Consider the following 22,677-nt stretch of genomic DNA (forward strand, 5'->3'; position numbering starts at 1 on the left):
ATGGAAGTTTATTTTAGGTATTTTATATCATGAAGTGAAAATCAGTAATTTAGAACTAAAGTCTAAAATATAGGTACTTTAGCCGAATTAAAAAATACATCAATAGTAATAGGAGGGACCTAAATTGACTGTGAAAAAGGTATTAGTTACAGGTGCGGATGGTTTCATTGGGTCGCATTTAACTGAAGAACTTATCCGACAAGGGTACGATGTTCGTGCATTTGTTTATTATAATTCATTTAATTCATGGGGGTGGTTAGATCAATCTTTTCATGAGATTAATAAAAATCTTGACGTATTCTCTGGAGATATTCGTGATCCTTATGGTGTTAAAGAAGCTATGAAAGGCTGTACGCATGTCCTTAATCTCGCTGCTTTGATTGCCATTCCATATTCTTATCACTCACCAGATACCTATGTTGATACGAATATAAAAGGAACGTTAAATGTTGTGCAAGCAGCACGTGAGTTGAATGTCGAAAAAGTTGTCCATACATCTACAAGTGAAGTATATGGAACGGCTCAGTATGTTCCGATTGATGAAAATCATCCTCTTCAGGGACAATCTCCTTATTCCGCTTCTAAAATCGGAGCAGATCAGATGGCTTTATCCTTCTACAAATCATTCGATACACCGGTTTCAATTATTCGTCCATTTAATACATATGGTCCACGTCAATCAGCACGTGCGGTTATTCCGACAATTATTGGACAACTAGCAGCAGGAAACTCAAACATAAAACTTGGAGCAATTAGTCCTACTCGTGACTTTAACTTTGTGAGAGATACTGTAAATGGATTCATATCTGTTATGAATAGTGACAAATCGAACGGGGAAGTTATTAATATAGGGTCAAATTACGAAGTTTCTATTGGAGAAACAGCAGAAATGATTGCGGATATAATGAATGTAAGTCTGACGATTGAAACGGACGAGCAACGTATTCGTCCTGATAAAAGCGAAGTGGAGCGTTTGTGGGCAGATAATCAGAAAGCAAAAGACATCCTGGGGTGGAAACCTAACTACGGTGGAAAAGATGGTTTAAGAAGGGGATTAGAAGAGACTATTGAGTGGTTTACAAGTCCCAAAAATTTAGCATCATATAAAACGGATGTGTATAATATATGAATCGACAGTGGATTACATTTGCTACTGCCATAAAGGAACTATATCAAAAAGAATTTGTTCCACTTCATGAACCAAAATTTAATGAATTAGAATTGGATTATGTCACCGATTGCATTCAATCAGGATGGGTTTCATCAGTCGGAAAGTATGTCGATCGTTTTGAAAAGGAATTGGCTGAGTTTACTGGTGTAAAAAGAGCTGTTGCAGTAGTCAATGGCACAGCAGCCCTTCATATAGCATTGAAAGTAGCAGGAGTACAAGCGAACGAAGAGGTATTCATGCCTTCACTGACTTTTATCGCAACAGCAAATGCAACATCGTACTTACAAGCAATACCACATTTTGTCGATGTTAGCGAAGAAACGCTAGGACTAGATCCGTTCATATTGGAAGAGCATATTAAAAATATCGGTGAGATGAAGAATGGACAATTAATGAATAAGCAAACAGGTAGAGTAATTCGTGCAGTTGTACCTATGCATACATTTGGTCATTCAGTCGATATTGATCCGTTAATTGAACTTTGTGAACGCTATAACTTGGTACTTGTAGAAGATGCGGCTGAATCACTTGGTTCATATTATAAAGGAAAACATACTGGTGGATTTGGTCGTATTAGTGCATTGAGCTTTAATGGCAATAAGATCATTACTACAGGTGGAGGTGGCGCCATTTTAACAAATGACGACAAGCTCGCTGACTACGCCAAACATATAACCACAACTGCTAAAGTTCCGCATCGTTGGGAGTATGAGCATGATGAGGTTGGTTTCAATTATAGAATGCCAAACATTAATGCAGCGCTTGGTTGTGCACAGTTGCAAAAAGTGCCAACTTTTATCGAACAAAAGAGACAGCTTACTCAGGTTTATGAGAAGCTAGTTAAGTGTATAGATGGAGTAACTTTATTTAAAGAACCAACTAATACAAAAGGAAACTATTGGTTGCAATCTTTGATATTAGAACAACATTTTAATCGCGATGATGTCTTGGAGTTTTTGAATGAACATGGTGTAATGTCCCGACCGATTTGGACACCGATGGATGAGTTAAGTCCATACAAACATATGCCAAAAGCTGACTTGAATATAACAAAACAATTAAAAAATACGTTAATTAACATTCCAAGTACACCGTTGAAAGTGAAGTGAGATCTTTGCGACGAAAAATATGTGTTGTCACTGGCACAAGAGCTGAATATGGACTGCTTTACTGGCTTATGAAGGAAATTCAACAGGATGAAGCACTAGAACTACAAATAATTGCAACGGGAATGCATCTATCACCAGAATTTGGCCTGACTTTTAAACAGATTGAGCAAGATGGATTTATGCTAGATGAAAAAGTTGAAGTACTGTTATCGTCTGATACTACAGTAGGAGTAGCCAAGTCGATAGGGCTTGCAACAATTGGTTTTGCAGATGCATTTGAACGACTAAAACCAGACTTACTAATTATTCTTGGAGATCGATTTGAGATGTTGGCTGTTGCCCAAACAGCACTTATTATGCAGTTGCCAATTGTTCATTTGCACGGAGGCGAATTGACCTTTGGAGCATATGATGATTCCATCCGTCATTCGATTACTAAAATGGCAAGCTGGCATTTTGTAAGTACGGAATCGCATCGTAAGCGAGTTATCCAATTAGGGGAACATCCCAAACGTGTATGGAATTTAGGAGCTCTTGGTATCGAGAATATTTTAAAAATACCATTGCTCTCTAAAGCTGAATTATGTACAGATCTAAAGCTTGACGACAGTAAACCGTTCTTTTTAATTACCTATCATCCTGAAACAAATGGTAATGCAAATGGTATATATCCGCTGCTATCTGCTTTAAATCACTACCCGGATGTTAATCTTATTTTCACAAAAGCAAATGCAGATAACGGTGGAAGGGTTATTAATGCAGAGATTAAGCAATTTGTTTTGAAAAACCCTAATGCATATCTTTTCGAATCGTTAGGACAGTTACGTTACTTAAGTGCAGTGAAACACGCAGAAATTGTTATAGGTAACTCATCTAGTGGGCTGATTGAAGTACCTTATTTACGGACTCCAACGGTTAATTGTGGAAATCGCCAATTGGGTAGAGAATGTCCATCTTCAGTTATACAAGCTTCTCTTGATGAGAATTCTATTTATGAAGCGATTAAAACAGCGATGAAATTTCAAGGTTCATATGAACAAATATTTGGAGATGGGGAAGTATCCAAAAAGATTGTAAAGCAAATTAAAAAGTTTCCTCTTCAGTCGATTCAAAAGGAGTTTTATGACTTATGAGCAATCAAACTTATATAATTGCCGAAGCTGGTGTTAATCATAATGGTTCACTTGAAATGGCAAAACAATTAGTTAATGTCGCAAAGCAAGCAGGTGCGAATGCGGTGAAGTTTCAAACATTTAAAGCAGAGAATTTAGTAACGCGTTCTGCACAACAAGCTAATTATCAAGTGACTAATCTAGGTGAAGCGACTTCTCAATTCAAGATGTTGAAAAAACTAGAATTAACTTATGAGGAATTTGTTGAACTTAAAATTTACTGTGATGCCAATCAGATTGAATTTTTGTCGACACCTTTTGATATGGAAAGTGTCGATTTTTTGTTAAATGAAATCGGTATGAAGACTTTTAAAATCCCTTCAGGTGAGCTTACGAATAGTCCTTTTATTCACTATATTGCTACGAAGAAAAAACCAATGATTCTATCAACAGGAATGGCGACAATGGATGATATTCATGACGCATTGTCTTTCATAGCTTATGGTTTAGCATATCCAGAACAATTAGTTGATCTGAATCAAGTTAGAACATTTTATCAAACGAGAGAAGCAAAGTCTCTTTTAGATGAATATGTGACAGTTTTACACTGCACAACGGAATATCCTGCACCAACGGAAACTATAAATTTAAAAGCAATGCAAAAGATGAAACAAGAATTAAGATTACCAATCGGCTTTTCTGATCACTCAGAAGGTATCGCGGTAACCCTTGCGGCAGTCACATTAGGTGCAGTTGTAATAGAGAAGCACTTTACATTAAATCGCAATTTACCTGGTCCAGATCATCTTGCTTCGTTAGAACCAACAGAGTTAAAAGAAATGGTAGTTGGGATTAGAACAATTGAACAATCTCTTGGAACGGGGCATAAAATTCCAACCAAAATTGAACTTGAGAATCGGCAAGCGGCTAGAAAGAGTATTGTAGCTAAAGAAGAGATAGCAATTGGCGAAATAATTACGGAAGGCCATTTAGCTATTAAACGTCCTGGAAATGGGATGCCTCCAACTTCGTATTGGTCTTTAATTGGGAAAGCAGCAAAGCGTTCTTATAGAGTGGATGACTTAATCGATGAATAAGCCATTAATCATAATTGGAAATGGTGGTCATGCAGCTGTATTAGTAGAGATATTAATTGCACAACAAAGAATAATAATAGGGTATACGGCACCAAACGAGAAAAAAAGCTTTTTCAATTTACCATATTTGGGTACGGATGATGTTATTATTAATTATCACACCGATGAGGTAGAGCTAGTATTAGGACTAGGAACGATTAATATTTCACCTATACGCAAATCGTTCTTTGATCAATTTAGTGAAAAAGGTTATTTTTTTGCAAATGTCATTCATACGACTGCCATTGTCTCGCCTTCAGCACAAATTGGACAAGGAGTTCAAATAATGGCAGGAGCTATTGTTCAAACTAATGTAACTATTGGAAATAACACAATCATCAATACAGGCTCCATTATCGACCATGATGGCATTATCGGTAGTCATACCCATCTAGCCCCTGGTACAACTCTATCAGGTGGAGTTAGAATTGGCGAGAGCAGTCTTATCGGTGTAGGAACAACAATTATTCAAGGAATTACGATTGGTGACGAAACACTAGTCGGGGCAGGTTCAGTTGTTGTAAAAAATATTGGAAACAGGAAAACCGCCTATGGAGTTCCAGCAAGGGAAGTGTAACTGATGAAAAGTTGGAAGAATGTTCTTATTCAGCCTCAAACAACGATTTTAGAGGCAATGAGATTAATCGATGCAACGACAATGCAATTTGCTGCTGTAGTAGACGATAATATGTTTTTGTTAGGAACAGTAACAGATGGCGATATTAGGCGTGGAATTTTAAAAGGACTTTCACTGGATACCGCTATCAGTGAAGTGATGAATACTTCACCTATTTGTGAAAAAGAGGGCAAAAAGTCCGTTTACTATAAAAAGAGAATGAGAGAAAGAAAGCTAAAGCAGTTGCCCCTCATATCAAATAATAATCTATTACAACGTATAGTGTTTTCTGATGAGCTAGAGTTAACAACTAAAAAAGTTAATAAAGTGGTATTAATGGTTGGTGGACTTGGGACAAGACTTCGCCCGCTAACAGATACAATACCAAAACCAATGTTAAACGTTGGAAGTAAACCAATAGTAGAGACGATTATTGAGAGCTTTAAAAACTATGGCTTTACGAATTTTGTCTTATCAGTTAACTATAAAAAAGAAATGATTATGGATTATTTTCAAGACGGTGCTCATCTTGGTGTGAATATCGAATACATAGAAGAAACCAAAAGATTGGGGACAGCGGGTGCATTGTCGCTGTTGTCTGAAAAACCATCGGAACCTTTTTTTGTGATGAACGGTGATTTATTAACAAAGATTAATTTTGAACAGCTACTAGATTTTCACTATGAAACGAATTCCACTGCAACAATGTGTGTTCGTGAGTACGAATACCAGATTCCATATGGAGTCATTGAAACAGAAAATCATAAATTGCTATCAATTATAGAGAAGCCGGTTCATAAAAACTTTGTGAATGCTGGTATTTATGTTTTAGATCCTTCTGTACTAGAACATGTCCCAGATGGTGATTTTTACGATATGCCTGAGTTATATAAGAAGTTGATGAATGATCAAAAGAAAGTTTCGGCATTTCCATTGCGAGAATACTGGTTAGATATAGGTCGATTGGATGACTATGAGAAGGCAAAAGGAGATTATAAGGAGACTTTCAATGATTGACAATAAAAAGGTTCTTGCAATCATTCCAGCACGTGGTGGATCTAAAGGAGTTCCACGGAAAAATATCAGAAATCTTGCGGGGAAGCCGTTAATTGCTTGGACAATTGAAGAAGCAAAAAAATCAATGTATATAGATAGACTAATATTGTCATCGGAGGACAATGAAATTATTGAAACCGCAAAAGATTACGGTTGTGATATTCCATTTGTTCGGCCAGTTCATTTAGCAAAAGATACAACTTCTGGAATTGAACCTGTTCTTCATGCATTGAGGGAAATAGAGGGGTATGACTATGTAGTTCTTCTTCAACCAACTTCCCCTTTGCGTATAGTGGAAGACATTGATGGTTGTTTAGAAAATCTTATCGAAACAAAATCACCTGCCTGTGTAAGTGTGAAAGAACCGATGAATTCACCTTATTGGATGTATACATTGAACAGTGAGGAAAAAATGGTGCCCCTTATCGAGCAAGATAGTCTTACAAAAAGACGACAAGATTTGCCAGACGTTTATGCTTTGAATGGTGCGGTATATGTTGCTGAAGTAAACTGGCTAAAACAAAGTAAATCCTTTTTAACATCCGATACGGTTGTGTTCATTATGCCAAATAATCGGTCGCATGATATTGATACGGAAGATGATTTTTTATGGTGCGAGTGGTTGATGCGAAGAATTTAATTATTGGAAAATGTTATGAAGTTAGTTTCCTAGTTATCTTAAAATAAATACTAAATTGCCGATAGGTATACTATAAATTTGTTAAATTTTTAGGTTTACTTCTTTTTATTACCAATTACCTTAACTTCTTTTTTAACTTGCCGATATAATTTATATGTGAGTGCTTTCAATTACAAGGAGGTATGGGAAATGGTAAGTCGTATTGAAGGGAATGGGGTATCAACTCAAGGAAGTTCTCAATTGGAGCGGAGCGGACCAGACAAGGATGTTATGGTTGAACAGTTCCAAAAAATTGTAAATAATGCTGTGCAGAAGGCTGAGGAAGGGGAACAGTTACCCGCGAATCAAGCAAAGGAAATGACGGAAAGTATGAATAAGTTTTTGGAAGGTTCAAATTCAGAACTACGGTTTGAATTCCATGAAAAATTGAATGAGTATTACGTTACAATCGTCGATCCTAAAACGCATGAAGTGATTAAAGAAATTCCTTCAAAAAAATTGATGGACGCCCATGCTGCTATGCGTGAGTTCAATGGTTTGTTTGTCAATCACAAAATATAAGGAAGGTGTGACTAATTATGAGAATTGGTGGAATAGCATCTGGAATGGATACGGAGACTCTTATTAATGATTTAATGAAGGCGGAACGAATCCCACTTACTAAAATTACACAAAAGAAACAGACATTGCAATGGCAATTAGATAGTTACCGTGCCGTAAATAGAAAAGTGGAAGAGTTTAGCAAGAATATATTTAATAATATGATTCTTTCAACGAAGTTTAATGCGAAAATTACTGAGAGTTCCGCGCCTAATGATGTAACGATAAAAAACAAAAATTCAATGAGTGATTTTTCCGGGACGATTAAAATAGAACAGTTAGCAAAAAATTCAACAATGCAGAGTGATGTAATAGCAGCAGGGGCTGGAAAACCGGCAACAACTACTATGGCGGATTTAGGAATTACAGGAACTTCGCTTAAAATCAATGCAATAGATGAAAACGGAGTAATGAAAGATACAGATGTGACTATTGCTTCAACCGACACGATTCAAAGCGTAATGGATAAAATTACGAAACAAACTGGAGTAAACGCTTTTTACGATGCGAAGTCAGGACAAATTGCATTGTCTACTAAAAATGGTGGTGCGAATGGAGATGGCAGTAGTGAAATCGTTGTTACAGGTGATGTCGCAGCCGATTTAGGACTGGCAGGTAAAACGGTTGATGCTGCAAATAAGGGCCAAAATGCGATATATACTGTAAATGGTCTTAGAATGGAAAGTTCAAAAAATACGGTCGAGGTCAATGGGTTCGAATTTACACTTAAAGCAGCAAATAATACAGATATAAATTTTAGTACGAAGCCAGACACAGATGCCGTTTTTGATAATATAGTAAAGTTTGTTGATGATTATAATAAACTTGTAGATGAGTTGAATAGTTTAGTCAGAGAAAAACCAAACCGCGACTTTAAACCACTTTCATCAGAAGAAAAAGAAGCAATGTCGGATAAAGAAGTCGAATTATGGGAAGAGAAAGCAAAAAAGGGATTACTTAGAAATGATTCTGCCATTTCAAGTATGATAACAAACATGCGTTCTGCACTTATGGGTTCTGTTAAAGATCAAGGTTCACTGAAAGATATTGGAATTGCTACACCTGGCGGTCCGAACGCCTGGAAAGAGGATGGTAAACTTGTTGTCGACGAGGAAAAGTTAAAAGCTGCCATTAATGCTGATCCAGCTAAAGTTCATAAAATGTTTGCGCAAACTGGAGCTGCAGCAACTCCTGGTAGTACGACAGGCGAACAAGGATTTGCATATCGACTAAAAGAAATTGCTGATAGTAGTTATTCAGTAATTAATAAAAGAGCTGGAAAAGCGGGTTCTACGGAAGCTTCATTTACATTAGGCCGCAATTTGAAAGCGATCAATGAACAAATGGACAAGTTCCAAACACGTCTAAAATTGGTAGAAAATCGTTATTGGAAACAGTTTTCTGCTATGGAGAATGCAATTCAACGTGCAAATGCACAATCGGCTAACTTAATGAATGCTCTTGGCGGAGGAGCTTAATAAGTTAGTAACACAAAAGGAGATAATTTTATGGCTATAAATAACCCCTATGCGGCTTATAAGAATAACTCGATAAATACGTCGACGCCTGGTGAACTAACGCTTATGCTGTACAATGGTTGCCTGAAATTCATCCAACAGGCTAAAAATGCACTAAACAACGAGAATTTGCAAGAATTAAATACATCTTCTCAAAAAGCACAGGCGATTATATCAGAATTGATGGTGACGTTGGATACATCATACCCTGTATCACAAAACATGCTTGTCCTATATGAATTTGTAAATAGTCGACTAATCGATGGTAACATAAATAAAGATGCTAAAATGTTCGAGGAAGCAACCACTATTATTACAGAATTTCGTGATACGTGGAAGCAAGTTATTCAGATTAATCGTCAAAAACAATACGGCGACGTGAATGAAATATGATTCGCCCCGCAATGAAGGTCTGGCATGAAGTGACCGAAACACTTCTGAAACTAACACAGAACACGAATGAATCCGAACGAGACGAAACAATAGCAAGTATTGAAAAATGTCTAGGTGTCCGTGAAAAAATGCAATCCCAAATAACTGCTCCATTTACTGCAGAAGAAGAGGTTTTAGGTAAAGAGCTCTTAACTTTGGAAAGCAGTATTAAGGAAAAACTTACCTTATTTACAAAGCAAATTCAGTTGGATATTTTCGAAACAAAATCCAAAAAAAGCAATATGAAAAGTTACGTAACACCATATAGTAATGTAATGAGAGACGGAACTTTTTACGATACGAAACAATAGGTGAACATGGTAGGGAACTAATCCTTACCATGTTTTTTTGTAGGCTTATTTACCATTAGAACGTCCATCCAAACCGGCAGGTAGATTTGTATCTAATTTTGTTTTACGAGCGAAGAGTATTCCTTGGATGGAATATACAAATGATCATCTTGCAAATAACGAGCAGACGATACAAAAGTACGTCAATGGTACAAAGTTTAATGGTCACACAAGATGTTGATATAACTAAAAGGCTTGTAAGAAGGGAGACCTCCTTATTCACAAGCCTTTTAGTTATTTATAATCGGTAATGTAAAGTTAAATTCTCACTATTCTTAAAACCGATACTCCTTCAACAACCCCTCCAACTTCAAAGCCAATCCAATACTTCCATCGACTTTCAACTTCCCAAACATAAATGCAGTAGTGCTATTCAAATCACCCACTAGTAGTTTCATAAAGTCTTTCGAGCTCAATGTTAACTTGCAATCTGCTTTTGTTGAAGTATCATCTGTAACCTCCGCAGTTCCATTTTCTAAGATTAGCTGTTTCACACCTGGATTATCCCCTGTTAAATTAAATTCAAAACGTACATTTTCATTTTGAAATGGTGCCGAGTTTTCATTCATAGTAGATTCAATTAATTGCCATATTTCATTCATTAGTTCTCATCCTCGCCGTTTATGAGTGAGTATTCATTCATGTATTTATTTTCGCATAGTTTCATCTTATTTACGAGCTAATATTTCCTGGGAAATTGGTCGACTACATAATTACTAATTTCAAGAATATTAAAGTGATATTATATTCAATTATCCATCCGCTTATTTTATGTGTACTTCGCTGATTGGAGCGTAAGGTGGCGACTCCAGCGGGAACAGCGCGAGCTGAAAGCCCCGCAGGAACATAGTGACGAGGAGATTGAAGCCGTGCCCGCGGAAAGCGTCCGCCTGGAGTGGAAATCAACTTTTTTTAGATTTTACTACTAATTACTTCGCTATGAAATTGACTCAATTAATTAAAAATTATAATGTGATTGTTTAATAGAAATGGTATGATGAAGGTAATAGTTAAATAGAAGGAGGGTCTTTATGTTCAAGAAAGTGCTGATAGTAACGGTTTTATTAGTGACATTTGCATCATCTGCTAGTGCCAATACCTTATATGAAGTTAAAAAAGGAGACACATTAACAAAAATAGCTAAGATAAATAAAGTAGCGGTTAATGACATTCGAGCGTGGAATAAACTAAAAAAAGATAATATTTACCTTAAACAGAAATTGGTAGTGAAAAAACCAACAGTTGCATCTAAAACAACAAATGTAGTTTCTACTAGCCCCAAAATAATAGAGAATACTAAGCCAAAACAGGAAACAGTAGTTCCGCCAGTTCAAGTGAAAGATGAACAACTAACTATTGCTCCGATTGCTGTGCAAGCAATGAATTTATCGACTGAAGGACAAGCTATGTACTCTTTTATAGTTGATTTTGCAAAACATTTAGAAGGCATTCCATATTTATATGCTGGCAATACAGTTGCTGGATTTGATTGCAGCGGATTTATATATTTCCTTCATTCTCAAGCAGGGTTAGATATTACGAGGCAAAGTAGTGAGAGTTACTATACACAAACTGCTAATGTGGCGGTCCCAGTTGTAGGTGATTTGGTGTTTTTCGAAAATACATATAAGCAGGGAATCTCTCATATGGGGGTTTATCTTGGAGAAAATAAGTTTATCCATGCGGGGTCAAAAGGTGTAGAAGTAGCGAGTTTAGAATCCTCTTATTGGAAAGAGCATTTTGTCTCATTCAATCGTTTCAATTCATTAACTGTAAAATAGGGATATAGGGGGATTTATATGAAGTGGACCATTGGCAGGAAAATGTGGCTTGGTTTTGTTGCTATTTTAGTATTATTAATCGCCGTTTCTGTTTTATCAATTATGGCAATTATGGAAACTAGTAATAAATATCAATTTTTACTAGATGATCGAGCGCTTAAAGTGAATCTAGTGAAAGAAATTGAGATTTCGCAAAAAGACACTGCTAGTGCAGTATTGGATTATTTAGTATCTAATACTGATGCAGCAAGACAAAACGTCGACGTACATCAGCAAAGAACAACTGAATTGACTGCTGAGCTGCGAAACAATTTGTTTTCTCCTGAGGCGTTAGAAATGATGACAGAATTTGATAAAAAAAATGATATGTTTGCCGCTATAAATGTAGACGTAATAACAGCACAAACAAATAAAGATACATCAGCAGTTAATAAACTTACTGGAACATCGAAAACGCTGAATACAGATGCGCTATCCATTTTGGGTGAAATTGAGCAGTTTTTACAGGCTGATATGGATAAAACAAGAGACGAGCTAACTAGTTATGAGTTTGGAGCTAAAATATTTGTCAGTTCTCTAGCTATATTGGGTGTTATACTAGGAATTCTTTTAGCGTATTTCATCAGCAGAAGTATTTCAAAACCGGTGAAACGTGTTACTGCAGGTCTTACTGAAATTGCAACTGGTAACTTAACCGTAGAGTCTATAGTGATTAAAAATAAAGATGAAGTAGGCGAAATGGCGACAGCCTTCAATATGATGTCTAAGGACCTGCGCCAAATAGTTTCTGGAGTTCGGGATTCTTCTATGCAGCTTGCTGCTAATGCAGAGGAACTTTCGGCGAGCTCTGAAGAAAGTTTGGCATCCTCACAAATGGTTGCGAAATCTGCCGAAGCTCAAATGGTATCGAGTGATGAGCAAGTACACCATATGGATATTTCGGTCCAGTCGTTAAAAGAGCTATCCCAAGGGATCGGTCAAATTAGTGTTAGTAACGAAGAAATGTTACATGCAGCAAATGATGTACAAAATCTAGTCCAAAAAGGTTCTGATGTTGTATCAGAAGTTGCTAAACAAATGGATACAATTCACTCTACATTTAATGATACGACGACTATCATGCAAAATATGGAGAAGCATTCCAATGATATACAAACCGTCACAGCTTTAATAACGGATATTTCAGAGCAGACCAATCTCCTTGCCTTAAACGCAGCTATTGAAGCAGCTAGGGCTGGTGAATATGGCAAAGGCTTTGCTGTTGTAGCGGATGAAGTACGTAAACTTGCAGAGCAATCTAAAAACTCTGCGACGGAAATAGCTTCAATGGTTCAACTGATTCAAAGTGCTTCTGGTAATGCTGTACATGCTATTATTGATGGCGGCAAGAAAGTGGAAGCCGGCATCGCTAAAACAACGGAATCTTTAACAGTATTCCAAAATATTGAAGATTCAGTAGGAGAGGTTGGTTATAAAGTTGGATCTGTTTCTGCAGCTATTGAACAAATTCAGGCAATGGCAGAGTCAGTTTCTCAGGGAGCTATAGAAGTTCAGCGACTCGCAACACTTGCAGCAGATGGCGCTAATGATACTAGCGCCGCAACGGAGCAACAAATTGCTGCAAATGAAGAAATTTCGTCCAATGCGCAGGCACTAGCAGATCTAGCAGAAGCGTTACAAAATAATGTTAGTCACTTTAAAATATAGCTTAAGTTTTTATATCCTATGTCGACTAATACGGCATAGGATATTTTACTGAAATGATTCAAAATGTATATGTCCAAATACCCTTAATTTATGTATAATATTATAGTTACTTGGATTTATATGATGTAGTTGTATAGGAAAAAGGGGATATATATGAAGTTAACGATTTCAAGGAAAATGTGGTTTGGTTTTTGTGCGGTTTTAGTATTATTAGTAATAACTAGTATTCTTACTCAAAGTGGAACAACAAAATTAACAGATAGATATAAGGATTTACTCGATGATGATATAACTAAAATTAATCTAGTAGAGGAAATTATAGTTATACAAAAAGACATGTCAACAGCTGTATTAGAGTTTGTTATGTTCGGTAAGAGGGATGCTGTAGATAAGTTTGATGCTGAGATAGAAAAAGGTATGACTGCAGCTAGAGCTTTGATTGAAAAATCTACAGATGCAGAATCGGTTAAGTTGATGAAAGATCTTCAAACAGAAACGGAGAAGTTGTTTGAAAACAACAATAAGATTATTGAGCTAAAAACTGCAAATAAACCATTTGAAGAATATGCAGAAAAATCTTCTGAACTTAATACAGGTGTACTCGGTATTTTAGCTGAAATAAAAAAAATTCAAGAAGACAATATGGCAGATACAAGAGCAGAGTTAGAGGATTATGAAGATAAAACAACGATAGCACTAAATATAATAACTGTATTAGCTATTGTCGTGGGTATTTTAATATCATACTTTATAGGTAGATCCATTTCTAAACCAATTCAAAAGGTTACAGCTGGTCTTGAGGAAATTGCAAAGGGCAACTTAGCGATTGAGCCAATCATTATTAAAAACAGAGATGAAGTCGGTGTAATGGCGACAACCTTTAACAAAATGTCGAACGATTTACAACAAATTGTATCAAGTGTTCGCGATTCTTCTATGCAATTAGCGGCGAATGCAGAAGAACTTTCTGCAAGCTCTGAAGAGAGTCTTGCGTCCTCTCAAATGGTAGCGAAATCTGCTGAAGAGCAAATGATTGCAAGTGAACAACAGGTAAATCATATGGAGTCATCCATGAGTTCAATGGGAGCACTCCAACAAGGCGTATCAGAAATCGCATATAGTAATGATGAAATGCTACAAGCGACAGATGGCGTGAAAATACTAGTAACAAAAGGTTCCTCTGTTGTCTCTGAAGTAGCTGATCAAATGGAAACAATTCATACTACGTTCACTGAAACAACTGAAATCATGAAAAACATGGCTAAACACTCAGACGAAATACAAAACATTACATCACTGATTACCGATATTTCCGAACAAACGAACCTTCTTGCATTAAATGCTGCAATTGAAGCAGCTCGTGCTGGAGAATACGGTCAAGGCTTTGCTGTTGTAGCAGAAGAAGTTCGCAAACTTGCAGAGCAATCGAAAAACTCTGCGTCTGAAATTGAGTCGATGGTACAGTTAATTCACACTGCCTCTGGATCTGCCGTTAAAGCAATAACGACTGGTGGGGATAAGGTAGAGCAAGGCCTTGCAAAAACTACAGAATCTCTAAATGTATTCAATGAAATTGAAACTAGTGTAGGGGTTGTAGTTCAAAAAGTAGAATTAGTGTCGACTGCAATTGGCCAAATTCAGGAAATGGCTAATTCTGTTACAGTGAGTGCCGATAAAGTACAAACACTTGCTACACAGGCTGCGGATGGAGCTAGTGATACAAGTGCTGCGACTGAGCAACAATTAGCTGCAAACGAAGAAATATCTTCCAATGCACAATCTTTAGCAGATTTAGCAGAGAAACTACAAAATGAAGTAAGTCATTTTAAACTATAATTTTCAATGACTCTAAATCACCAGTTAGTTTTAGAGTCTTTTATAGCTTAATAAATAATATAAATCGTTTGGAAGAAAAGGGGATAATAATGAAGTTAACAATTTCTAAGAAATTATGGGGTGGATTTTCAGCAGTATTGGTTTTATTAATAATAGCGAGTGTTATGTCTATGTGGACAACAAATGATGTGTCGACTAGATATGATTCATTAATCGATGAAGAATTGGAACGTGTGTCTCTTGTCGAAAAAGTGGAAGTAATTCAAAAGGAAATGTCCACGTCCGTGCTGGAATATCTAATGTTTAGTAAACTAGCGTCTGTAGAGAAACTAGAAGCGGATTATAAACAAGTTATGGAGATTATAACTTCTTTATCTAAAGATCTTGATAATAAAGATGCATTAGAAATAGTAGAAAAGTTACAGGAGCAATCCACACAGTTATTTGAAGCAAACACTGAAATGATTGAGCTGAAAAAGGTCAACGGTATGTATCAAAAGGCAGCATCTCAATCTACTCAGCTTAACCTAGAAATTAGTGAAGCATTAGTTGAATTAAAAACTATTGAGGAAAAAAGTGCGAGTCAAACAAGAGAAGAATTGGATACATATGTGACAATGTCAAATATTATTACTTTATTACTTACTATTCTTAGTGTGGTAATTGGAATCCTTGTATCCCACTTCATCAGTAGAAGTATTGCTAGACCTATTAAGAAAGTAACAATTGGTCTTGCCGAAATAGCAGATGGGAATTTAACGGTTGAGCCTATTGTTATTAAGAATAGGGATGAAGTAGGCGAGATGGCATCAACGTTCAATAAAATGTCGGATGATCTACAACGAATTGTATCTGGTGTGCGCGATTCTTCGATGCAGCTAGCAGCAAATGCGGAAGAACTATCAGCAAGCTCTGAAGAAAGTTTAGCTTCCTCCCAAATGGTTGCAAAATCTGCCGAAGCGCAAATGGTCGCAAGTGAAGAACAAGTAGGGCAAATGAATGCCTCTATGCATTCCATGACAGACTTACAAGAAGGAGTTTCCCAAATTGCTACTAGTAATGAAGACATGTTAAAAGCCACGGATGGTGTACGATCACTCGTAACACAAGGGTCTTCTGTAGTAACAAATGTGGCTAGCCAAATGAATACCATTCATGAGACTTTCAATGAAACAACAGAAATTATGAAAAACATGGCTAAACATTCCAATGAAATTCAAAATATCACATCACTTATAACAGACATTTCAGATCAAACGAATCTACTTGCATTAAATGCGGCAATTGAAGCTGCTCGTGCTGGAGAATACGGAAAAGGCTTTGCAGTAGTTGCAGAAGAGGTACGTAAATTAGCTGAGCAATCCAAAAACTCTGCTTCTGAAATAGAATCAATGGTACAATTAATCCAATCAGCATCTGGGTCCGCAGTAAAAGCAATTACTACTGGGGGAGATAAAATTGAAGAAGGTATAACGAAAACAACAGAATCATTAAATGTCTTCCAACAAATTGAAACAAGTGTAGATGATGTAGTCCAAAAAGTAGAATCCGTTACAACGGCAATAAGTCACATTTCAGAACTAGCAAGTTTCGTAACAGACAGTGTCCAACAAGTTCAAACACTAGCAACACACGCTGCGGACGGAGCAAGCGACACAAGCGCTGCAACCGAACAACAACTAGCAGCAAACGAAGAAATTTCTTCAAGTGCACAGTCTTTAGCAGATTTAGCAGAGAAACTACAAAATGAAGTAAGTCATTTTAGAATATAAAACAAGAAACGACACCTATTTGTAATAGCAATAGGTGTCGTTTTTTGCATAAAGGAAGAGGAATGTTGCGAGAAGGGCTTTGTATGTTGGGAAAATGCCATAAATCGTTGTGCCAAAATGAAAACATTACCAAAAAAATCCCTACAAATTTACGCAAAAGATAATCACAAATTGTTCTTACCATTCATTCTTTTTTAGGGAACACCATATCGAATATATATTAAAACTAGGGAGCACCCCTATTTATGTCTAAATTATCTTTTAATATTCTTGAACTCGTCACAAAAGATTCGATGAAAATAAAGTATACTTGCAGTAGGGAGTTGTTTAGAAATGTATACATTTATTATATTCATACATGTGATTAGTGCAGTTTTATCAATTGGGCCATTTTTTGTTCTATTTCCTTTATTAAATAGGATGAAAGGTAAAAATAAAGAAATGTTAGATACATCCTTAGAGGTGTTTCAAGCGGCGATTCGTCTAGTGAAACACGCTGGTCATGTGCTTGTTGGTTCAGGCATTCTACTTGTCTGGCAGGGAAATTGGCCGTGGACGACATCATGGGTTATTATGACAATTCTAGTTATGGCAAGTTCCATACTATTTCTGGCTAAAGCATTTAAGCCAAATATTCGTGAATTCCAAGCAGGAACGATTGATCTTGATACACTCATAAAAAAATTAAACTCTAACGTGTGGAAATATATTTTATTATTATTAATCATGCTATGGTTCATGGTTGCAAAACCTAATTTATGGTAACTGAAAACCCTTTCTCTTTGTTGAGAAAGGGTTTTTTCTTATTTGCGATTTGCAGAGCCGAACTTGCGATTTGCCCCGTTTGATTTGCGATTTACCCTATACAACTTGTGATTCTCCGTCCGCATTCCGTAAATCCTCTCGCAACTTGCGATTCTCCAACCGCTGCCCGTAAATCCTCTCGCAAATTGCGATTCACAAAGCCGAACTTGCGATTCATCCCGTTTGATTTGCGATTTGCTCCATACAACTTGCGATTCGCCATCTACAGATACAAGATCACCATATAATATCAACTTCAAAATATAATTCATTCGTCCACGCTCATCGACAACAATAAAATCTTCCATACTCCCGTCATTTTTTAAAAAATTCACAATTATTTTTAAATCCTGCGAAATGCGATATATCGCAGATGTAAGCGATTACAAACAAAAAGAATATTCAAAAATAACTGACAATTATAAAAAAGGGTGTTGACGCGGCATTTCAAAGGCGATATGATATCAACAATATATTAAATATTGTGAGAAAATTCACAATGACTTAATATTCAGAGCTGCAAAGCTAAACGCTACATAAGCGGAAAGTATAGGAGCGATTGAATTGAGAAGTGACATGATAAAAAAAGGCGTCGATCGCGCCCCACATAGAAGTTTACTTTACGCTACTGGGGTCAAAACGAAAGATTTAGATAAACCGTTTATCGGTGTTTGTAACTCCTATATTGATATTATTCCAGGACATATGCATTTAAACAAATTTGCAGAGGTCGTTAAAGAAGCAATTCGAGAAGCTGGAGGAATTCCATTTGAGTTCAACACGATTGGTGTAGACGATGGGATTGCAATGGGTCACATCGGGATGAGATATTCACTTCCGAGCCGTGAACTTATTGCAGATTCAGCTGAAACAGTGATTAATGCGCACTGGTTCGACGGAGTGTTCTACATTCCAAATTGTGACAAAATTACGCCGGGAATGCTTATGGCAGCGGTAAGAACGAATGTCCCATCTGTATTTGTTTCAGGTGGACCGATGGAAGCTGGTACTTCAGCTGATGGGAAACAGCTTTCACTCACATCTGTGTTTGAAGGGGTAGGGTCTTATAAATCAGGTGGCATGACAGCGGAACAACTACTTGATATTGAACAAAATGCATGTCCAACATGTGGTTCATGTTCAGGGATGTTCACAGCTAACTCCATGAACTCTTTAATGGAAATGTTAGGAATGACACCACCGGGTAATGGAACGATTATTGCAACATCGGATGAACGTCATCGCCTCATAAAAGAAGCGGCACATCATCTTGTACGTATGGTTAAAGAAGATGTAAAACCAAGAGATTTGATAACAAAAGAAACAATCGATGATGCATTTGCACTCGATATGGCAATGGGAGGTTCTACAAACACTGTCCTTCACACATTGGCAATTGCACATGAAGCTGAAATCGAATACGACGTGAGAGAAATCAACGAAGTTGCTAAGCGTATTCCTTATTTATCGAAAATTATGCCAGCATCTGATTACTCCATGCATGATGTTCATCTTGCAGGAGGGGTTAGTGCCATTATAAAAGAGCTTTGCGAAATTCCTGGAGCGGTTCATCCAGATCGGCTAACGATTACTGGTAAGTCACTCTATGAAAATGTGAAAGAAGCAGAAATTACGAATGATCAAGTCATACGCCGAAAAGAAAATCCATATAGTCCTGTAGGTGGCTTATCCGTATTATTCGGAAATATCGCTCCTGAAGGCGGAGTTATTAAAGTAGGTGCAGTGGACCCTTCTATTAAAGAGTTTACTGGTAAAGCAATTGTATTTGATTCACAGGAAGCTGCACAAGAAGCTATTGATGACGGTATCGTTCAGGCAGGTCATGTAGTGGTTATCCGCTATGAAGGTCCAAAAGGTGGACCAGGGATGCCAGAAATGCTTGCTCCGACCTCCGCCATTCAAGGACGTGGATTAGGAACTCAGGTAGCACTTATAACAGACGGTCGTTTTTCCGGAGCATCTCGAGGAATTTCCATTGGACATATTTCTCCTGAAGCTGCAGATGGGGGTCCGATTGCTTTAGTGCAAAATGATGATGTGATCGCTATTGATTTAACAAATAGAACAATAGATTTGAAAGTTAGCGATGTGGAATTAGCTACCAGACAAGCAAACTTACAACCATTTGAACCAAAGATTAAAAAAGGTTATTTAGCAAGATATTCAAAATTAGTAACATCAGCAAGCACTGGTGGAGTAATGAAAATCTAATTTAGTTAAGCAAATAATTGGTTTGATGAATTAATTTAGTTCTGCATTAAAGAATTTTTATCGAACTTATTCGAGAACGCAAATAAGCTAAGGCGAATTTGATTAAATCTAATATTTAAATCATTGATGAGGCAAAAGTTAAAGGAATCTTGTATTTACAGAGAGTCGGTGTGGTGGGAACCGACAGTACAACCTTTAGCGACATCCCCTCGGAGTGAAGTGTTGAATGGGAAACCTAATAGATACTTCCGGGTGTAGTTTAGCTACTCTCGTTATAAATGGATGGTGGGCGTTTGTCTGCTATCTGCGAGGTAGCGGTTGCGCTACGAACTAGGGTGGTACCATGAAAAGAATTTCATCCCTATACAAAAAACGAAGGTTTATTTGTGTGGGGTGAAATTCTTTTCTTTTTTATAAATTAGACTTCAGCAATTTAAAGCACAAAGTCGAAAAGCTTTTCTAAGTAAACTGGACGATTTGATAAAAAGGAGGAATTAATGATGAAGTTGACCGTTGAGGAAGCTGAGCAAGTTTATGATGAGCCGATAACCACAAAGGCTCCTAGACAATTGAATGGTGCGGATGTTTTTATTGAAACGTTAAAGAAGCATCAGGTAGAAGTAATATTCGGTTATCCAGGTGGAGCGGTTTTACCTATTTATGATGCATTGTACAAAAATCCGATTAAGCACATTCTTGCCAGACATGAACAGGGAGCTATTCATGCAGCAGAAGGGTATGCAAGAGTTTCAGGAAAAGTTGGAGTAGTGATTGCCACTTCTGGACCTGGTGCAACGAATTTAGTAACTGGTATTGCCGATGCGATGATGGATTCAATTCCACTGGTTGTGTTTACAGGGCAGGTTGCTACAACCGTGATTGGTACAGATGCTTTCCAAGAGGCAGATATTATCGGTATAACACAGCCTATTACCAAACATAATTACCAAGTTAAAGATGTAGCAGATTTTCCAAGAATCATTAACGAAGCTTTTCATATTGCTTCTACAGGTCGTCCAGGACCAGTTGTCGTAGATATACCTAAGAATATGGCTACGAGTTTGTTCGTAACGCTGGAGGAAAACTCACAGGAAGTGAATCTTCCAGGATACCAGCCAACGACAAAACCAAATTTTTTACAAATTCAAAAAGCAGCGCAAGCTATTTCTACTGCAAAGCAGCCGTTAATTCTTGCGGGTGCAGGCGTATTATTCGCAAAAGCAACCGATGAACTAGCTGTATTTGCAGAAAAATATCAAATACCGATAACGAACACGCTTTTAGGGTTAGGTGGTATCGAAGGAAATCATCCACTTTTCCTAGGAATGGCGGGAATGCATGGAACGTATACAGCTAATATGGCAATCCAAACCTGTGATTTACTCATAAATGTTGGTGCAAGATTCGATGACCGTCTAACAGGAAATTTAAACTACTTTGCACCAAACGCAAAAGTAGTTCATATAGACATAGATCCAGCGGAAATCGGTAAAAATGTTCCTACAGAAATTCCAATCGTAGCGGATGCAAAAGAAGTTTTAGAAGCATTACTTGCGCAAGGTTCACCGAACGGGAACACAGCGGCATGGCTAGAAAGCTTGAATATTTCCAAAGAGCAATACCCATTTCATTATCAAGCGAGTGAGGAACGTGGATTACTTCCACAGCAAGTTTTAGAGCTAGTCCATGAGTATACAAACGGAGATGCTGTTGTCACAACAGACGTTGGGCAGCATCAAATGTGGACAGCGCAGTACTATAAATTCACTCATCCGCATAACTGGGTAACATCTGGTGGACTTGGAACAATGGGTTTTGGTTTCCCAGCAGCAATTGGAGCACAGCTAGCTAAACCGAACGCGAAAGTAGTTTCAATCGTTGGTGATGCAGGTTTTCAAATGACGTTACAGGAGCTATCACTTTTACAGGAGCTAAGAATTCCAGTAAAAGTTATTATTTTAAACAACCAAGCTCTTGGAATGGTTCGCCAATGGCAAGAGACATTCCATGGGGAAAGATTTTCGCAATCACTTATTCCGGTTCAACCAGATTTCGTGAAGTTAGCGGAGGCCTATGATATTAAAGGTTATAAAATTGAAACGTTTGAAGATGCGAAGGTGCTATTAAAAGAAGCGCTAGAATCCGATGAGCCAGTATTAATTGATTGTCGAGTAGTACAAAAAGAAAGTGTCTATCCAATGGTTGCTCCAGGTAAAGGGTTACATGAAATGATTGGAGTGAAGCCAGAATGAAACGAATCATAACAGTAACCGTGATCAATCAAAGCGGAGTTCTCAATCGTGTTACAGGTCTACTCATGAAGCGGCAGTTCAATATAGAAAGCATCACTGTTGGGCATACAGAAAATCCTGAAATATCCAAAATGACATTTGTCGTAAATGTGGAGGACGAACAAAAGCTTGAGCAACTATTAAAACAGCTGCAAAAACAAGTAGATGTGCTAAAAGTGAATGATATTACTGAAAAACAAATTGTTGTAAGAGAGTTGGCACTCTTGAAAGTCGTATCGCCACCAGCTGTAAGAGCAGAGATTAATAGTATCATTGAACCTTTCCGAGCTTCTATTATTGATACTGGAAAAAATGTTGTCACATTCCAAGTCACAGGTAGCCCTGAGAAAATTGATGCATTTATTGACTTGCTAAAGCCTTATGGCATAAAAGAGCTGACAAGAACAGGCGTAACTGCTTTTGTTCGAGAGACACAGAAAGTAAATGCACCAAAGTTATCTATTTTAAAATAATGACTTTGGAATATTTTAGTTTTGGTATTTAGAAAATTTATA

20 protein-coding genes and 1 other annotated feature are annotated in these 22,677 nt (G+C 37.2%); of the genes, 19 read left to right on the forward strand and 1 reads right to left on the reverse strand.

The features are described 5' to 3' along the window. Positions 1–124: 124 nt before the first annotated feature. The 11 genes from MKY29_RS05320 to MKY29_RS05370 all read left to right on the forward strand — a co-directional run bounded on the left by MKY29_RS05320 (position 125) and on the right by MKY29_RS05370 (position 9,700). On the forward strand, positions 125–1,129 hold the full coding sequence (locus MKY29_RS05320; RefSeq protein WP_340879245.1) for an NAD-dependent 4,6-dehydratase LegB: 1,005 nt from the start codon (positions 125–127) through the stop codon (positions 1,127–1,129). After that, on the forward strand, positions 1,126–2,280 hold the full coding sequence (locus tag MKY29_RS05325; protein ID WP_340879246.1) for a LegC family aminotransferase: 1,155 nt from the start codon (positions 1,126–1,128) through the stop codon (positions 2,278–2,280). The genes MKY29_RS05320 and MKY29_RS05325 overlap by 4 nt, the downstream gene beginning before the upstream one ends. Positions 2,281–2,285: 5 nt before the next feature. Beyond that, positions 2,286–3,413 (forward strand): UDP-N-acetylglucosamine 2-epimerase, encoded by a 1,128-nt coding sequence (neuC, locus tag MKY29_RS05330; protein WP_340879247.1) that lies wholly within the window; start codon positions 2,286–2,288, stop codon positions 3,411–3,413. Further along, entirely contained in the window at positions 3,410–4,489 is a 1,080-nt protein-coding gene (gene neuB / locus MKY29_RS05335; protein WP_340879248.1) for an N-acetylneuraminate synthase, read from the forward strand. The genes neuC and neuB overlap by 4 nt, the downstream gene beginning before the upstream one ends. Next, positions 4,482–5,105, forward strand: a complete 624-nt coding sequence (locus MKY29_RS05340) for an acetyltransferase (RefSeq protein WP_340879249.1) — start codon at positions 4,482–4,484, stop codon at positions 5,103–5,105. The genes neuB and MKY29_RS05340 overlap by 8 nt, the downstream gene beginning before the upstream one ends. Before the next feature lie 3 nt (positions 5,106–5,108). After that, a complete protein-coding gene (locus MKY29_RS05345) occupies positions 5,109–6,161 on the forward strand; it encodes a nucleotidyltransferase family protein (RefSeq protein ID WP_340879250.1) in 1,053 nt (350 codons plus the stop codon). Then, entirely contained in the window at positions 6,154–6,840 is a 687-nt protein-coding gene (locus tag MKY29_RS05350; protein ID WP_340879251.1) for an acylneuraminate cytidylyltransferase family protein, read from the forward strand. Before MKY29_RS05345 ends, MKY29_RS05350 begins: the two co-directional genes overlap by 8 nt. A 189-nt stretch (positions 6,841–7,029) precedes the next feature. Next, positions 7,030–7,401: a flagellar protein FlaG gene (locus tag MKY29_RS05355; protein WP_340879252.1), complete on the forward strand. Its 372-nt coding sequence runs from the start codon at positions 7,030–7,032 to the stop codon at positions 7,399–7,401. A 17-nt stretch (positions 7,402–7,418) separates the two neighbouring features. Next, positions 7,419–8,918: a flagellar filament capping protein FliD gene (gene fliD / locus MKY29_RS05360; RefSeq protein WP_340879253.1), complete on the forward strand. Its 1,500-nt coding sequence runs from the start codon at positions 7,419–7,421 to the stop codon at positions 8,916–8,918. Between the two features lie 30 nt (positions 8,919–8,948). Then, complete coding sequence (fliS, locus tag MKY29_RS05365) at positions 8,949–9,350, forward strand: flagellar export chaperone FliS (protein ID WP_340879254.1); 402 nt, start codon at positions 8,949–8,951, stop codon at positions 9,348–9,350. A gap of 11 nt (positions 9,351–9,361) precedes the next feature. After that, entirely contained in the window at positions 9,362–9,700 is a 339-nt protein-coding gene (locus tag MKY29_RS05370; protein ID WP_340879255.1) for a hypothetical protein, read from the forward strand. Between the two features lie 314 nt (positions 9,701–10,014). On the opposite strand, the gene MKY29_RS05375 is transcribed toward MKY29_RS05370, so the two are convergent. Continuing rightward, positions 10,015–10,341 (reverse strand): SCP2 sterol-binding domain-containing protein, encoded by a 327-nt coding sequence (locus MKY29_RS05375; RefSeq protein ID WP_340879256.1) that lies wholly within the window; start codon positions 10,339–10,341, stop codon positions 10,015–10,017. A 429-nt stretch (positions 10,342–10,770) separates the two neighbouring features. Here MKY29_RS05375 and MKY29_RS05380 point away from each other — a divergent pair, with 429 nt between their 5' ends. The 8 genes from MKY29_RS05380 to ilvN all read left to right on the forward strand — a co-directional run bounded on the left by MKY29_RS05380 (position 10,771) and on the right by ilvN (position 22,635). Then, positions 10,771–11,520, forward strand: coding sequence for a C40 family peptidase (locus MKY29_RS05380; protein ID WP_340879257.1), 750 nt, complete (start codon positions 10,771–10,773; stop codon positions 11,518–11,520). Positions 11,521–11,538: 18 nt separating this feature from the next. Then, the gene (locus MKY29_RS05385; RefSeq protein WP_340879258.1) at positions 11,539–13,227 is read left to right on the forward strand and encodes a methyl-accepting chemotaxis protein; all 1,689 of its coding nucleotides are present in this window, start codon (positions 11,539–11,541) and stop codon (positions 13,225–13,227) included. Positions 13,228–13,380: 153 nt separating this feature from the next. After that, positions 13,381–15,063, forward strand: coding sequence for a methyl-accepting chemotaxis protein (locus MKY29_RS05390; RefSeq protein WP_340879259.1), 1,683 nt, complete (start codon positions 13,381–13,383; stop codon positions 15,061–15,063). Positions 15,064–15,152: 89 nt separating this feature from the next. Then, positions 15,153–16,835: a methyl-accepting chemotaxis protein gene (locus MKY29_RS05395; RefSeq protein ID WP_340879260.1), complete on the forward strand. Its 1,683-nt coding sequence runs from the start codon at positions 15,153–15,155 to the stop codon at positions 16,833–16,835. A gap of 333 nt (positions 16,836–17,168) precedes the next feature. Then, on the forward strand, positions 17,169–17,600 hold the full coding sequence (locus MKY29_RS05400) for a hypothetical protein (RefSeq protein WP_090563334.1): 432 nt from the start codon (positions 17,169–17,171) through the stop codon (positions 17,598–17,600). Between the two features lie 603 nt (positions 17,601–18,203). Continuing rightward, a complete protein-coding gene (gene ilvD / locus MKY29_RS05405) occupies positions 18,204–19,871 on the forward strand; it encodes a dihydroxy-acid dehydratase (protein WP_090563332.1) in 1,668 nt (555 codons plus the stop codon). A gap of 114 nt (positions 19,872–19,985) precedes the next feature. Beyond that, positions 19,986–20,237: a binding site (T-box leader), on the forward strand. A gap of 131 nt (positions 20,238–20,368) precedes the next feature. Then, positions 20,369–22,123 carry an acetolactate synthase large subunit gene (gene ilvB, locus MKY29_RS05410; RefSeq protein WP_445677867.1) on the forward strand — a complete coding sequence of 585 codons (1,755 nt, stop codon included), beginning with the start codon at positions 20,369–20,371 and terminating at the stop codon, positions 22,121–22,123. Beyond that, positions 22,120–22,635 (forward strand): acetolactate synthase small subunit, encoded by a 516-nt coding sequence (ilvN, locus tag MKY29_RS05415; protein WP_340879262.1) that lies wholly within the window; start codon positions 22,120–22,122, stop codon positions 22,633–22,635. Before ilvB ends, ilvN begins: the two co-directional genes overlap by 4 nt. Positions 22,636–22,677 lie beyond the last annotated feature (42 nt).

Source organism: Psychrobacillus sp. FSL K6-2365, assembly GCF_038003165.1.
Classification (GTDB): Bacteria; Bacillota; Bacilli; order Bacillales_A; family Planococcaceae; genus Psychrobacillus; species Psychrobacillus psychrodurans.